Source organism: Microlunatus panaciterrae, from assembly GCF_016907535.1.
Taxonomy (GTDB): Bacteria; Actinomycetota; Actinomycetes; order Propionibacteriales; family Propionibacteriaceae; genus Microlunatus; species Microlunatus panaciterrae.
Window position 1 is genome coordinate 1544733 of the sequence record NZ_JAFBCF010000001.1, and the last position, 14873, is coordinate 1559605.

The 14873-nt window shown below is 62.6% G+C and carries 12 protein-coding genes; 8 read left to right on the forward strand and 4 right to left on the reverse strand.

All coding sequences use genetic code 11. The features are described 5' to 3' along the window. Window positions 1–47: 47 nt before the first annotated feature. Together JOE57_RS07050 and JOE57_RS07055 are read right to left on the reverse strand one after the other, a co-directional pair. The gene (locus tag JOE57_RS07050) at window positions 48–722 is read right to left on the reverse strand and encodes a polysaccharide deacetylase family protein (protein WP_204917019.1); all 675 of its coding nucleotides are present in this window, start codon (window positions 720–722) and stop codon (window positions 48–50) included. Continuing rightward, on the reverse strand, window positions 719–1603 hold the full coding sequence (locus JOE57_RS07055; protein ID WP_204917020.1) for a glycosyltransferase: 885 nt from the start codon (window positions 1601–1603) through the stop codon (window positions 719–721). The genes JOE57_RS07050 and JOE57_RS07055 overlap by 4 nt, the downstream gene beginning before the upstream one ends. Window positions 1604–1769: 166 nt before the next feature. On the opposite strand from JOE57_RS07055, the gene JOE57_RS07060 reads away from it, so the two are divergent. The 8 genes from JOE57_RS07060 (at window position 1770) to JOE57_RS07095 (ending at window position 12095) form a co-directional block, all read left to right on the forward strand. Then, window positions 1770–2636 (forward strand): hypothetical protein, encoded by an 867-nt coding sequence (locus JOE57_RS07060; RefSeq protein ID WP_204917021.1) that lies wholly within the window; start codon window positions 1770–1772, stop codon window positions 2634–2636. Between the two features lie 71 nt (window positions 2637–2707). Further along, on the forward strand, window positions 2708–4306 hold the full coding sequence (locus tag JOE57_RS07065; protein ID WP_204917022.1) for a DUF4082 domain-containing protein: 1599 nt from the start codon (window positions 2708–2710) through the stop codon (window positions 4304–4306). Window positions 4307–4936: 630 nt separating this feature from the next. Continuing rightward, window positions 4937–5557, forward strand: a complete 621-nt coding sequence (locus JOE57_RS07070) for a hypothetical protein (RefSeq protein WP_204917023.1) — start codon at window positions 4937–4939, stop codon at window positions 5555–5557. A gap of 62 nt (window positions 5558–5619) precedes the next feature. Beyond that, entirely contained in the window at window positions 5620–6861 is a 1242-nt protein-coding gene (locus JOE57_RS19145; RefSeq protein ID WP_204917024.1) for a glycosyltransferase, read from the forward strand. 827 nt (window positions 6862–7688) lie between these two features. After that, complete coding sequence (locus JOE57_RS07080) at window positions 7689–8543, forward strand: hypothetical protein (RefSeq protein WP_204917025.1); 855 nt, start codon at window positions 7689–7691, stop codon at window positions 8541–8543. Window positions 8544–8551: 8 nt separating this feature from the next. Further along, window positions 8552–9904 carry an O-antigen ligase family protein gene (locus JOE57_RS19150; RefSeq protein ID WP_204917026.1) on the forward strand — a complete coding sequence of 451 codons (1353 nt, stop codon included), beginning with the start codon at window positions 8552–8554 and terminating at the stop codon, window positions 9902–9904. Next, on the forward strand, window positions 9901–10905 hold the full coding sequence (locus tag JOE57_RS07090; protein WP_204917027.1) for a glycosyltransferase family 2 protein: 1005 nt from the start codon (window positions 9901–9903) through the stop codon (window positions 10903–10905). The genes JOE57_RS19150 and JOE57_RS07090 overlap by 4 nt, the downstream gene beginning before the upstream one ends. Window positions 10906–11096: 191 nt before the next feature. After that, complete coding sequence (locus JOE57_RS07095) at window positions 11097–12095, forward strand: hypothetical protein (protein ID WP_338041207.1); 999 nt, start codon at window positions 11097–11099, stop codon at window positions 12093–12095. Window positions 12096–12102: 7 nt separating this feature from the next. Here JOE57_RS07095 and JOE57_RS07100 read toward each other — a convergent pair whose 3' ends face one another. Together JOE57_RS07100 and JOE57_RS07105 are read right to left on the reverse strand one after the other, a co-directional pair. After that, entirely contained in the window at window positions 12103–13215 is a 1113-nt protein-coding gene (locus tag JOE57_RS07100) for a glycosyltransferase family 4 protein (RefSeq protein ID WP_204917029.1), read from the reverse strand. A 70-nt stretch (window positions 13216–13285) separates the two neighbouring features. After that, a complete protein-coding gene (locus tag JOE57_RS07105) occupies window positions 13286–14860 on the reverse strand; it encodes an oligosaccharide flippase family protein (RefSeq protein WP_204917030.1) in 1575 nt (524 codons plus the stop codon). Between the last annotated feature and the right edge of the window lie 13 nt (window positions 14861–14873).

Here is a 14873-nt window from a genome sequence, read left to right on the forward strand (position 1 = left end):
CTGGCACCAGATTTCTGGCTCCCGCCCATACACTCCTTGCGCCGCAGCTATCGAGTGCGCTTATAGAGCCCCACAGCAGCAACTTTGGCTGATCGAAGGGCCGATGGCGTCGCTAGACACCGCGAGCGGACTGTTCCGATCGAGTCAGAGTTGTGGATGCTGTAACGAGGCTGCAGCCAGGCGTCGGCCCTCGTCCAGATGCGGTCGCTGCTGTAGACCCTGGCGTATCCGAGCGCCCACAGTTTGCCGAGTACGCGGCGATCGTAGCGGCCGAGAGGTAGCGCCGCCTCCGTGATGGATGTACCCGCGGCCTCCGCGAGCCTGAGCCGTGCCTCCACAAGCTCACGATTGGTCTGTTGATCATCAAGCCCTCGCCACGGCAGGTGATCCATTCCGTGTGTGCCGATCGTCATCCCGTGCCGCCTCAGCTCACGCAGATCCGTTGCGGAAAGGCTCCCCCGCTGCCCGAGTCGCCCGGCCAGGGCGAAGAAAGTCGCGGTCAGCCCCCGCCGCAGCAGCCCGGGGAGGCCGATTTCGATGTCCGACCGATTTCCGTCGTCGAAGCTGATCCGCACATCCGTTCGATGCGCGACCTCATCCAGGGTCTCCTCATAAAGCTCTGGCTCGATCCAGTAGCCAGCCTCATCCTGCTGCAGTTCGCGTTCGGGCTTGCCGATGCCATGGAAACAGATGTTGATGACTTTGCACTCCCGGAAGATCATGAGGCTCCGCCAGAGACCCGGCTCGAGTCGCGCGTTGAGTTGTCCCGCCGCCAGGTTAGGTCATCGCGGCTGCCCAGTTGGGCCCACGTGGCCGCCACAGTCGTCAGAACGACGTAGACGACAGCGGCGGGCGCCAGCCACGGGTGAGGCACCACCACATCGGTCAGCCAGGACCAGCGATCTGCGGACCGTACGCTGGGGGGGATCCGGCCCGCCGCACCGGCCGCACGCATGGCGGCGTTGCCGCGGCGCACCCGGACCAGCCTGTTCAACAGGGCACCCGTCGTGAGCGGAGTCTCGACCACGGTCTCAACGCCCGCCACCAGAACTCTCTCGCCTGGCGCAAACAGCGAGTCCAGAAACAGGTCGTCGGCGACCATCTCGGGGAATTGATCAAACCGGGCACGTCCCTCTGCAGACAGGCCGATCATTCCTCTGCCGAAAAGACCGGCGCGGAACACCGGGAGTCGCTCATTGATAGCGAAATAGGCACGTACCGTCCACGGCCGACCCCTCGTGATCAGCCGACGTCCGGGAACCGCGGCAAGGGGCACAGATCCATCCGCGTCGGAGCTGGCCTGCAGAGCCTCGTTGATCGCTGAGATCCCGCCGGAGGGCACGACGATGTCTGCGTCGAGATAGATTCTTGGGAACTCATCAGTCGCCCCATCTCCAGCGTTCAACGCTGCGGGCTTGCTGGCCTGCCGGACCTCGATCACTCGCACTCCCCGCGCCCTGGCCAGGGCGGCAGTGTTGTCCGTACAGCCATTGGCAGCGACGATGATCTCCGACTGATCGACCTTCGGGTCAGCGAGGAGCGCATCCAAGCAGGATCCGATCACCGACTCTTCGTTATGGGCGGCGATGACGATGCTGGTCATCGCTCGGCTCCGGTCGTTGACCGACACAGGCACCTTGTCATATCGGACTTCCCCCAGAGTTGATCCAAGTACGAACTGACAACTGCCAGAATAGTGCATTACTTCTACAGATAGTCGTTCGGCGGAAGGAACCTTGTGGTCAGGTCCGATGCCGTACCGTTGACATATGGGGGAAGACCATGAGGTCGAGTTGCGTCCGATCCAGCCTGACCAGGTGCCCGAGGTGGCGAGGTTCCTGCATGAGCACCTGAACTCCAAGGTCAGCACTGCCACCTGGGCTGCCGCCATTCTGCCGACCTGGCCGGGGGAGTCACCCAACCATGGATTCATGCTCATGCAGCATGATCAGATCATCGGTGTCCATCTCGCTTTCTATTCCCAGCGCTTGATCAACGGCCAGCAGGAGCGGTTCTGCAATCTTGGTGCCTGGTGCGTCCGGGATGGTTACCGCTCGCAAGGGCTTCGGCTCCTTCGGGCACTCCTTTCACAGCGCGACTACAATTTCACAGATCTTTCTCCGAGCGGCAACGTCGTTGAGCTGAACCGGCGGCTGAAGTTCACGGATATCGACACTGAGACGGTGTTGGTGCCGAATCTGCCGCGACGGCCTGGGTTTGGTGGCATTCGGGTCATCCGTGATCATCGAATCATCGAAGACGTCCTGACCGCACCAGAGCTTTCCATCTTTCAGGATCATCAGGGAGCTCTGGCGGCTCGCCATCTCCTCGTCGTGGAGGGCGATGAGCACTGCTATCTGATCTACCGGCGGGACCGACGTAAGAGACTGCCGCTGTTTGCCTCGATCATCTACGCCAGCAACCCTCCTCTCCTTCATCGGGCCATCCCAGCGGTTGTCTCCGACATCCTCATCCACGATCGGCTCCCGGCAACGCTCGTCGAGGTGCGGTCGATCGGACGTCCGGTCCGGGCCCTACGACTGCGGACTTCTCGCGCCAAGATGTTCAAGTCGCGGCACCTGACCCAGGAGCAGGTGGACTACCTCTACAGCGAACTGACCTGCGTTCCCTGGTAGTCCAGAGGCCAGCACAACATGACGAGTCGGTTTGCGTCCTGACGTACCGCTCCGTTATCGTTCCGTGACCAGTGCATCGTGAACGTCACGTGGGGGGCACACCGCATCTAACCGGTCAGCCAGAACGACGAGGTCGGTCCGCCGAGATCGCTGTTCGGGCGCGCCCAGGAGGTCCCCCCATTATGCAACCTCAGACACGCACGTCCGCACGCCCTAGAGGCCGCTTCAAATGGCTTCCGGCGGTCCTGCAGTGGCGCTCCGCCGCGGCTTTGCTCTTAGGCTTGTCTGCCTTGCTTCTATCGGTGAGTTCCGCGACCACAGCTTCGGCTGAGACCGCTCGGATTGTTACTGCCCCGCCGACCGGCACCACCTCGCTCCTCGCCACCACCGGCCCAACCAGCACCACCCGCGATCCTGATCGCGACTCGGTCGAGCTGGGTCTGCGGTTCTCGGCAACCGCCAACGAAACCCTCACTGGCTTGCGCTTCTTCCGCGCTGGTGGAGACGTCCAGGCACACCAGGCGACCCTGTGGAGCTCCACCGGCCGGGTCCTGACCACCCTCACCTTCGCAGCGCGGTCAACTGCTGGCTGGCAGTACGCGAGCTTCGCCTCGCCGGTCGCCATTTCCGCCAATGAGACGTACGTCGCGTCTTACCATGTGTCGGATGGGTACGCCGCAGAAACCGGCTTCTTCACCGGCGACCCGCTGAGTGCCGGCGGCCTCGTCACTTCGGCAGCCGCGTCGCCGGGCGTATATGCCTATGGTGACACGGCAAAGTTCCCCACAAATACTTACAAGGCGAGCAACTACTGGATCGATCCGGTCGTCAGCACCACCTCTGCGGCACCGGAGCCCACTGCGACTGAGCCACCGCCGGCAGACACCGCTGGGTCGACCACGAGCGGAACCTTTCCTAATGCCGATAATACGGGTGTTCCGGCTGGGACGACTCTCAGTTCGTACACCGGGCCCACCACCATCACGACAGCTGGCACGGTCATCGACTCCAAAAAGATCACCGGGTGCCTGAACATCAAGGCCGACAACGTGACCATCAAGAACTCCCTGATCCAGTCTGGCGGATGCTTCTTCAACGTCCTGTCCGACAACGGAAACACCGGTCTGAAGCTGACCGACGTCGAGATCGACGGACAGGGCAACACCTCGGGCGACTCGGCCATCAACGGCAGCAACTTCAGCTGCCTGCGGTGCGACCTGCACGGCACCGTCGACGGTGCCAAGGCCGGCAGCAACGTGGTGATCCAAGACTCCTACATCCACGATCTGTCGATGACCTCCGGCTCCCACAACGACGGCATCCAGTCCCTCGGAACCACCAGCCTGCGCATCGTGCACAACACGATCATCATCAAGGCAGGCTCAACTTCGGCCATCATCCTCTCGACCGGGTCCGCCTCGAACATGCGCAACGTGCTGATCGACAGCAACCTGCTCGGTGGCGGTGCCTACACCGTCTACGGCGGATACCTGGCCGGAACCGACGACCTGTCCAAGGTCTCGAACATCTCCATCACCAACAACCAGTTCACCACGCAGATCTTCCCGAAGTCGGGAGCCTACGGCCCCCTCACATCAACCGACTCACCCGTCGTTGTCTCAGGCAACACCTGGTACGACGGCCCCAACGCGGGCAAGAGCGTCTATTGAGGTCTCGCGCTTTGTAGCGCGAGCGACGGCGCACCCGGTCCTATAGGACTGGGTGCGCCGTTGCGCTTTCATGAACTCCCACGTGTCTGCCCAATGCGCAACTCTGCGGCCGTCATCCGACCGGTGATAGCGTTAGTTGGAACTATCGTGTGGCTGAGCAAGATCACGGTCGCGGACTCCGGGGGGAGCGAGATGCGCGGGAGAGGCTACACGCGACGCTGGCTATTGGTCACCGCTCTGATGCTGATGGCGTTCATTGCCGGCCTGCTGGTATCGGGTCCTCGGAGGTCGAATGAGCCTTGCGATGCACACTTCGCCGGGCCCTTCGTTACCGGCGCAAGGCTCAAAGCCTATATGGATTGCCGTGAGGATCGTCAGGATGCCGCACTGAAGCGCCTTGAGGCCCGGCTCGCCTCCGCGTCAGCATCTCCATCGGCATCCCCCGCCGGGGAGACCACACACGATCGAAAGCCCAACGCTGCTCGGCGCAGTAGACCGAATGCCGCTAATACGGGTGTTCCGGCTGGGACGACTCTCAGTTCGTACACCGGGCCAACCACCATCACGACAGCTGGCACGGTCATCGACTCCAAGAAGATCACCGGGTGCCTGAACATCAAGGCCGACAACGTGACCATCAAGAACTCCCTGATCCAGTCTGGCGGATGCTTCTTCAACGTCCTGTCCGACAACGGAAACACCGGTCTGAAGCTGACCGACGTCGAGATCGACGGACAGGGCAACACCTCGGGCGACTCGGCCATCAACGGCAGCAACTTCAGCTGCCTGCGGTGCGACCTGCACGGCACCGTCGACGGTGCCAAGGCCGGCAGCAACGTGGTGATCCAGGACTCCTACATCCACGACCTGTCAATGACGTCCGGCTCCCACAACGACGGCATCCAGTCCCTCGGAACCACCAGCCTGCGCATCGTGCACAACACGATCATCATCAAGGCAGGCTCAACTTCGGCCATCATCCTCTCGACTGGGTCCGCCTCGAACATGCGCAACGTGCTGATCGACAGCAACCTGCTCGGTGGCGGTGCCTACACCGTCTACGGCGGATACCTGGCCGGAACCGACGACCTGTCCAAGGTCTCGAACATCTCCATCACCAACAACCAGTTCACCACGCAGATCTTCCCGAAGTCGGGAGCCTACGGCCCCCTCACATCAACCGACTCACCCGTCGTTGTCTCAGGCAACACCTGGTACGACGGCCCCAACGCGGGGAAAAGGGTTGACTAGGCAGTTGTGGCCGCGGCCGCACAATCGGCATCTTTCACCCGAATGGGTGATAGCGTCTCGATGTGGCAGAGGTTTCCACGAACTCGCTCGAGGCGGACGATGGCCATGGTCGTGAGGGCCGAGCGGACAAGTCGCTTGTTGGGCCATCCGGCGTGACCGTATTGGTTTATGCTCCGTTCTCATTCAATGGTCGAGGGCCAGCCGAGAGCTGCGCCTCAATTGTTTCTGGGTTCGCTGAGTCAGGCCTGCGAACGAAGATCTTCGGTGGCCGGTTCAGGAAGCACATTTCTCCGCCTGTGGAACTGCACCCGTCGCTGTCGCGGCTGAAGCGCCACGTCCCCTGGCGTCTGGTCGCCGACGAGGCGATGTCCACCCTGAACCAGGATTTCGCACGGGCCCTGATGACCGCCGACCCTACTCGAACGATCGCCTACTTCTGGCCCGATCCACCAATCGAACTCGTCCGTATTGCGAAAGATCATGGCATCGTCACCGTCCGCGAGATGATCAACACCGCTTGTGCGACGTCAGGCCCCATCCTGGACGCTGCCTACGCGCGGTTAGGTATCCCCGGGTCCCATTCGGTGACCGCTGAGAAGATCTCAGTCGAGACTGAGGAACTGCGGTTGCACGACTTCCTTTTTGCCTCCAACCCTGAAGTGGAGAGCTCGCTGTCCGGGGTCGGAGTGAGGCCCGAGCAGATTCTGCGTACCACCTTCGGCTGGACTCCGGAGCGGTTGGCGCCCAGGGGCACAACGACTCCACATTCTGGGGTCCGCGTGCTCTTTGTCGGCACGTTGAGTGTCCGGAAGGGTATCCCCGAACTGCTCGAAGCCTGGCGAGCATCCAACGTGGACGGTGAGCTCGTCCTAGCGGGGGCGATGACTCCGGAAGTGGCGGAACTGGTGCGTGATCATGCGAAGTCAGGCACGATTCGCACCCCCGGCTTTGTGAAGGATGTTGCCAACCTCTTCAGAGGCGCCGACATCTTTGCCTTCCCGACTCTCGAAGAGGGCGGACCACAGGTCACCTATGAGGCCGCAGGGTGCGGCTTGCCGGTGATCACCACACCGATGGGGGCTGCCCGGCTGGTGGAAACCGGAATTACGGGTATGGTCGTCGACCCTGGGTCCGTCTCCCAGCTGACCGAGGCGCTGAACGTCTTGGGCTCCAAAGCTGACCTGCGCGAGGCCTGTGGTGAACAGGCTCGGCGAAAGGCGGACGACTTCACCTACCCTCGCGTCGCAGCGCAGCGCGCCAGCCTACTCATCGGGGCTCTACGGAGCCGACGCAGAAGGCAGTAGTCTCGCGACATCACCGAAGACCACGAGTTGGTCTCTGTCCGGCCCGAGCGGGGCGCCCCCAGACGAGGAGGCGCTCGAACCAGCAAATGGCGATGATGGTCAAAGCAGCCCCGGCGAGCCCGGTAGCCATTGCTGCACGAGCCCTGCTCCCGGATATGTACGCCACGCTCGGTTCCGCTGGAGAAGCGAGGGTCGTGACTCTCATGGAGGGTCGTACGCCCGCGGCGTCTTGACGCTGTCGCAAGAGAGAGCTCAGCTCAGTTGCCACCTGATGTGCGGTCAGTTCGACAGCCTCGGGCGCGCTGTCCACGACTTGTACGTTGATGCTGGGCGTGAAGTACTGAGGTTGCCACTGAGTACCCTGGTTCGGCACGCGAACCTGGACACCCCGCCGTCGACCTTCACCAAACAGGGTGGTGTCTCCGGAGGCAGTGAACAATGGCGTGTTCGTGCCGTTCCAGTCCGACGCCAGTACGCCCGCTAGCGGCGCCAAAGCATGGTGAGGATCCTCGAGCTTGTTGGGGTAGTACTGTTCGTTCGGCGCCAGGAGAACAACGTTGAACTGAGTCGCATAGACACCGGGCTGGTGGGTCGCCTGATAAAGAGCAGTCATCGTCAGGGCAGCGCCCAGCAACACAAAGTACCACCGTCGGAACAGCAGTCTGATCAGCTCGCGCACCGTCAAGATCGAAACCCCTGGACGATACTACTCCACAGCCCCCCGAGGCTGGGCTAGAATTGGTCAATCCCCCACGTCGGCCCACGCGGTGTGAAAAGATGATGACTCGGGGGCCGCGCACAGTATCTGCGCTGTCGAGGGGGAACAGTTGCAATTCAAAGACTTGTGGGCGACGCTGCTGCGTCGCTGGTACCTCGTTCTGGTCGCCGTGATGATCACGATAGGCGCTTCGTCGGCAGTGGTCTTCCTCGTCGGGCCGACTTACGAGGCCAAGGGCTCGGTGCTGCTCATCCCACCGGGTACAACGGTATCCCAGGCCAACCCCTCCGGTACGCTCGGCAACCCCTTCCTTTCACTCGGCGGCCTCAACCAGGCACGCGACATCGTGGTCAACACGATGGCGTCGAAGTCGGTGTATGAGGACCTATGCAACCACAAGGGTGACTCTTCTTACGAGCAGATGCGGGTGGAGCTGTGCAAGAGCCGCCCCGGCGTCTCGTACCAGGCCACTCCCGATTTCACCAGTAGCGCGCCGGTCATCCTCGTCACCGTTGAAGCAGACTCCTCGACCAACGCAGTCACCGCACTGCATGCCGTGATGGAACGAGTGCCCGCCACTCTGACCCAACTGCAGTCAGATCTGGGTCTCAGGCCCAGAGCTGAGATCACGTCAATCCCGCTGGTGTCCGACGACCATCCGGATGCCGTGCACAAGACCCAGATCCGAGCGGGGATCGCTGCCGGCGCCGCCACGCTCGGCTTCGGCCTTCTCTTGATCGCCCTAGGGGAGGGACTGGTTGCCTCCAAGCGCACTCCCCGGCGGGCACGCGGGCTAGCAACCAGCCCGCGGCCGACTAGCACCGCGGAGAACCAAGAGAGAACGGGAGCTGACCTGAAGGTTGCTCGTGCCGGCGGTGTTGACCGAACGCAGCCTGCCAGCAGCAGATCTAGCCAGCTCGATCACAGCCCTGACTTGCGCAGCGTCGCGGCCGCACGAGACTAGATCCGCCCGTGGCCGCCACTTCAGACCAACTGCCAACCGGCATCGATGCGACGACCCTGCTGACGATCTACATCTGCCTGCTGCTGGCCATACCGTCGGCGATGGTCGTCGGCCCGCTCGGCAGCGCGGGCGCCCCATCGGCGATCTTCGCTATCGGGGCATTCTTCTTGTGGGTCTGGTTTCAGGTCCGGCGCAGCAGCCAGGTTGTCAGAGTGGCTCGACCGGTACGTGCCGCGGCACTTGCATGGTTGCTCATCATGGTCGTGGTCTACGCCCACGCCATGTCCTCGCCGCTTCCCGGGGACGAGATCAGCCCCGCCGACAACGGGCTGCTGAAATTGGTCGGTTTCACCGGCATCCTGCTCATCGCCAACGATGGAGCCCCTACCCTGCAGCGCCACCGTGCCGCACTCAGACGTCTGGTCATCGGGGTCGGTCTGATCGCTGCACTCGGCCTGCTTCAGTATGCAACCCGACAGCTCTGGGTTGACCGACTCCAGGTGCCCGGGCTCACGCAAAGCACGGTTGGCGGCGGGCTGATTGAACGCAATGGGCACCCCCGACCCAGCGGCACCTCGACACACCCCATCGAGTACGGCGTCGTGCTGACCATGGTCCTCCCCATCGCCATCGCCTACGCGCTCAAGGCACCCTCCCGACGGTGGATGTACAGAGCCTTTCTCGTGGCGATCGGCTTCGCGATCTTCCTCTCGATCTCTAGGTCGGCGATGCTCTGCGCTGCGGTGGCACTCGTGGTCTTGGCAGCGTCCTGGGGTGCTGCCGCGCGTGTCCGTGGGCTCATCGCATTGATCGCGATGGCTCTCGTGGTCTACCTCTTTGTTCCTGGCGTGCTAGGCACGGTTATCGATCTCTTCGCCGGCGCTTCGCAGGACCCAAGCATTGCCTCAAGGACGGGGAGCTATGACCTTGCTGGAGAGTTCATCAGCCACAGTCCAATTGTGGGGCGCGGTTTTGGAACGTTTCTGCCCAAGTACTGGATCCTCGACAACGGCTACCTGGGGATGCTGATCGAGGGCGGGATACTCGGACTTGGAGGTTTGCTGGTGCTCATCGTCGCTGCCGCTATCGCGGCCAGGCAGGCACGCCGGATGGCCGTCGATGACTTCGACCGCGCTCTTGCGCAAGCTCTGCTGGCGTCGATTGCATCGGGGGCCGCCGGACTCGCCTTCTTCGACACCTTCGGGTTTCCGCAGTCCGCGGGATGCTTCTTCCTCCTCCTTGGACTGTCCGGCGCGCTGTGGCGGCTGACCCAAGGCCAAGTTGTGGCCTCAGTAGTTGTTGACAGCAAGGTCCCCATCGGCCTGAGCTCCGACCAGACTGCGGGAGGGGAAACGCCATGACCCCAGAGCAGGCAGCTCATCAGGCATGGAGGGTAGAGGCCGGCTCGCCACCAGACTCCACCGACCTGACCCACGAGCGTGTGACGGTCGTTGTTGTCATGTACAACAGTGGGCCTCTGCTCGCGGACTTCGTGACTTCACTTGAAGAGGGTCTGGCTGGGGTCGAGTTTGAGCTCGTGGCGGTCGACAACGCCTCTCCGGACGACAGCGCCGAGATCATGGAAACGATCGCCCCGAGCGCCACGATCGTGCGTGCGCAGCGCAACGGGGGGTACGCGGCCGGCATAAACCTGGGCGTCGCCGCCGCCGGGCCGCACACGGCGATTCTGGTGGTCAACTCCGACGTTCGTCTCGGACGCAACTGTGTCGCTCAGCTGTTGACCAGGCTACGACGCCCGGGAGTGGGGATTGCGGTCCCGCGCTTGGTGGACGGTGAGGGTCAAGTGATCGACTCGATGCGGCGCGAGCCTTCGGTCTTTCGCGCATTCTGTGATGCGATCATCGGCGCGGAACGTGCCGGACGGAGGGCCTTGGGCGAGGTGATCACCGATCGCCGTCAGTATGAACAAGAGCAAACAACCGACTGGGCCGAAGGGTCGACCCAACTGATCAGTGCAGAGTGCTGGCGGGTCTGCGGGCCATGGGACGAATCGTTCTTCCTCTACTCCGAAGAGACGGAATATGACCTTCGCGCCCGTGATCTGGGCTTTTCGACAATCTTTGTCCCATCGGCCGGCGCGATCCACCTTGAGGGGGGATCAGGCATCTCCGACACGCTGTGGAGCCTGCAGGTGGTCAACCGGGTCAGGTTCTATCGGCGCCGCCACGGTCGGCTCGCGACCGTGATGTTCTGGCTGGCTACTTTCGTCCGAGAGTCGACCAGGGCCGCGCTTGGCCGTCAGAACAGTCGTGCGGCCGCCCGGGCGCTCATGACTCCTCGGTATCTTCGGGCGACCGCGGGCCCGGGATCCGTCCGAAGCAAGGAAGGGCAAGAAGAATGAGCTCAACCGAACGCGCAGTCGGACCAGGAATCTCGATCGTCTGCGTCTACAACGACCTGGAGGTTCGTAGGGAGTGCCTCGACCGGTCCATTGAGAGGTATTCGGGCGACCTAGACATCGACTTCGTTGCCGTTGACAACACGGGGCACGCCTTCACCTCAGCCGGTGCCGCTCTCAACCATGGCGCCCGGATGGCATGCCACGAGCTGGTGGCCTTCGTGCATCAGGACGTATACCTGCATTCGATCGAGCGCCTGGTCCATGCTGGGGCCGCCTTCGAGGATGGGGTCTGGGGCTTGCTGGGCGCAAACGGTGTCACACACCAGGGAGAGAATGTCGGTCGGATGCGTGATCGCGCGCAGGTCATCGGTCACCATCGGCCGACGCCCGTCGATGTGGACAGCGTGGACGAGGTTCTCTTCCTCGCACCACGCGATCTCGTTCTCAAGCATCCGTTGACCGAGGAACCCGAACTAGCCTGGCATGCCTACGCCGTCGAGTACGGACTGCGTCTCCGCCGGTTCGGGAAACGGGTAGGCGCAGTCGATCTAGGCATCACGCACAACAGCCTCACCGTCAACCTGGCCAAGCTGGACGTAGCCCATCGCCGTGTGGGCAGCACCTATCCACGGGAACTACCTATCCACACCACCTGTGGAGTTATCGGATCGTCCAAGGCCCGGTGGCGCAGCCTCCGGATGGTTCGCGAGCACGGATGGCGCCTGCGCTGGCTGCGGCACTCACTACTCGCGGCCAGGGTTCGCCGTCGGATCGATGTCCCCGTAGTGCTGAGTGACATCCGGCATGAAGTCGATCTCGTGCCGTTCTCTCGCACTTCTCCGCTTTACCTCTTCAACCTGGACAACGCCGGAGGGTTTGCCGAGTACTCCTCAGCACCCTTGCGGCTGACCAGATACGGGCGGCCCGTGATCATGAGTACCGGATCGTCCCTGCCGGACGTGATTGCCAGGGTGAGCGAGCTGCCCGAATCGGCGCGGACCCTGGTGGTGGGCGTCGGTCTCGACGACCTGGCCGATTTCGTGACGGGGTGCGGTCGCGAGCGCAACTGGCTTGTGGGCATCCATCCGGCCGAGATTTGGCTGCTCGGCGGCGCAGGTGCGAATGAGCTGCCGCGCGAGTGGTCCCGGCCCGAGGCAGTACCCCTTGCCTTCGGTGGAACCAGGTCCTGAAGTCAGCTCACCGCCTCGTCATGCAGCTGATCGGCTCCACCACGTCCGCAAGCGTTGTGGCGAAGGCGCAAGTGGAGTAGTGGTCCATCACGCGTGCGCGGGCGGCCCTGCCGAGCCTCTCGCGCTCCTGGTCGTCGGACAGCAGCCGGACCACAGCGCTCGCGAATGCGTCCGTGTCACCAGGTGGGACGACCAAGCCTGTCTCGCCAACCTGTTCGGCCACACTGCCAACCCCGAAAGCCACCACGGGCGTACCCACGAGCATGGCCTCTAGCACCACTAAGGGAAACGGGTCATCGCGGGACGTGAGCGTGGCCACATCGAAGCGCCGCATGTGTGCGTATGGATTGGGGCTCGGGCCCAGAAATTCGACGTCCCAGTTCTGAACCTCTGAACTCACGGGCTGAACGATGTCTCCTACCCACACAAAGCGGATACGACTACTCGGCAGGGCTTGGCGAACCTTGTCGGACACCTCAACCCATAAGTCGGCCCCCTTGCGATACTCCACTGTTCCACAGCAACCGACCACCAGCTCTTCATCGAAGTATGTGCGGTCAGGTATCTCGTTTGACAGTCGGATGACGTCGCTATCCGCCGGCACTGAGGGCAACATGGCGACACTGGTCGCGGATCTGCCGGAGAGCTCGCACAGGGCCGTGTGGACGCTCGGTGAGCAGGCGATCAGCAACACTTCTGGCAGTGTGACCGGAACATGCGCGGCCTCAAGGAAATCTTGTGTCAAAGGACCGGACTCATGCACATGGAGGAGGGCGGTGCGGCCAAGCCAACGTGTAGCGACGAGATAGATCGCCGCGGACGAGGAGTTGACATACACCAAGTCGGGTCGATGACGGAAAATTGTGACCACAACGAGTGCGCTGTCAACAATCCAGGCGAGTCTTCGAAACCGATTCATGCGCCAGAGGCGGCGCCGAACTCGGCCAAGAAACTCGATGGATGTCGGCGCCACTTGCTCGAATTCGGCCAGCAGAGGTCCGGGCGCCCTCGATATCACGTTGACCTCGTGACCTTGGTCGATCAAGCTCTTGACCGCTAGTAGCGCGATGCGAGGCGCCCCTGTCCGAGATGCCTCGTGCGTGACGAGGAGAATGCGCATTACGGTGACCCCCACGGCGCCGAGGCGGCGCTCTGACTGGCGCTGTCAGACTCGACGCAACTCACGGAAATCACCGATCTCTTCCCACTTTCACTCGCGGAGGAGCGAGAAACCTGGCCCACTTCGATCTCCTGACAAATAGGGTCGCCTCTTCAATGACATCGCGCGCAACGAGTCGAACCAGAATCAGATGCACCGAAAAGACGACGACTCCGACAAGAGCCACGCCACCCATCGGCGGCAGTGCGGCGGTCAGAGACACCATGCCCCACCCGGAGGCACCCGTCACCCCGAGGGCAAGACACAAGAAGATGAACGGACGGGTGACGGTCCGTAAGTGGGTTTGTAGAAGACGTGCGACGAGGAACCAACGGGCACTGGTAGCAGCAAAGGCGACGGCGAGGAAGGCCCACGCAACCGGCAGCAGCCCCCAGTGGACTGCAATGGCTGTGGCACTCACGGTGACGGCATCGATGATCACGGCATAGACGAACCAGACTCCGGGCTTGCCCGTCCCATAAAACAAGCCGTGATCAAGTGACGCACCTACGGTCAGCGTTCCCGCGAGAGCAAGGATCTGCGCCAGCTGAGAGCTGAGCGACCACCCATCACCGAAGACGATCGGGACGATGAGTGGCGCTGCCACTGCTACCATGATCAGCGGCAGCGACAGCGCAGTGTACGTGACCCTTGAGGCTCGCAGATACGCACTAGTCAGGCGGGCGCGTGAGTCGCGGATCTTCGCGAACGCGACCGTACTGACTGGAATGAGGGCACCACCAGTCAGCTCCTGAACGATGAGCACCAGCCGCTGAGCGATGCTCAAGTAGCCAAGCGCGGCCATTCCGAGAGAGGCTGAAACAATCGCCGCCTCAGCCCAAGCGCGGAGCACAGCCACGAACTCCACGCCCAGCACCTGACCACCGTATCGGGCCATCGTTATGAAGTCTCCGCGTGAGAAGACGAAACTCGGTCGCCACTTGGCCGCGATCCAAGCCAGGACGGACCCGACCAATCCGGACGCCAACGTCTGGCCAACCAGGGCCCAGGCCCCGAGCCCGGCGACGGCCATAATGATGGCGGCAACTTGGCCAATAACGGCCGAGATTGTCCCCTGACTAGCGATCGTCGCAAATCGCATCGACCTTCGCAGTAGCGCGTTCGGCACTGACGACAGCGCGGTGATCAGCATGCTCAAGGCAAGAACTTGCAGGATCGGCACCGTTTGAGAGCCGCGATAGACGAGGCCGAAAAGTGGGGCGATCAAGACAAGTGCTCCACCCAGGCCAAATCCGGCGACCGTCGAAAACCAGAAGCCTGTGCTGAGCAGACGTTGGTCTGCTCGGTCGGCCTGAACGATGTAGGCAGCGAAGCCGAAATCTGCGAGCAGGTAGAAGAAGGGCAACACCGTAGTCGCCGCGGCGACCGCACCGAAGTCTTCTGGGCTCAACAGTCGCGTGAGGATCGCGATAGTGACGAACCCCAAGAGTCGCGTCGCCCACTTCTGGATCGTGAGCCAGACCACCCCTGAAGCGGCCTGCTGGCTGACCGTCGCTCGGGGCGGATCACCTTGTCTAGCCAAGTCCTCATCGACTCCCACACCGTCGGCAGTTCCGCTCAGTGAGTACGAGGTTCCATCGTTCACGTCCGGCGCCGCC

Bases quoted from the DNA above. Each gene is read 5' to 3' on its own strand.
- JOE57_RS07100 (WP_204917029.1), bottom strand. From the start codon at position 13,215: ATGCGCATTCTCCTCGTCACGCACGAGGCATCTCGGACAGGGGCGCCT.
- JOE57_RS07050 (WP_204917019.1), bottom strand. From the start codon at position 722: ATGATCTTCCGGGAGTGCAAAGTCATCAACATCTGTTTCCATGGCATC.
- JOE57_RS07090 (WP_204917027.1), top strand. From the start codon at position 9,901: ATGACCCCAGAGCAGGCAGCTCATCAGGCATGGAGGGTAGAGGCCGGC.
- JOE57_RS07055 (WP_204917020.1), bottom strand. From the start codon at position 1,603: ATGACCAGCATCGTCATCGCCGCCCATAACGAAGAGTCGGTGATCGGA.
- JOE57_RS07095 (WP_338041207.1), top strand. From the start codon at position 11,097: ATGGCATGCCACGAGCTGGTGGCCTTCGTGCATCAGGACGTATACCTG.
- JOE57_RS07060 (WP_204917021.1), top strand. From the start codon at position 1,770: ATGGGGGAAGACCATGAGGTCGAGTTGCGTCCGATCCAGCCTGACCAG.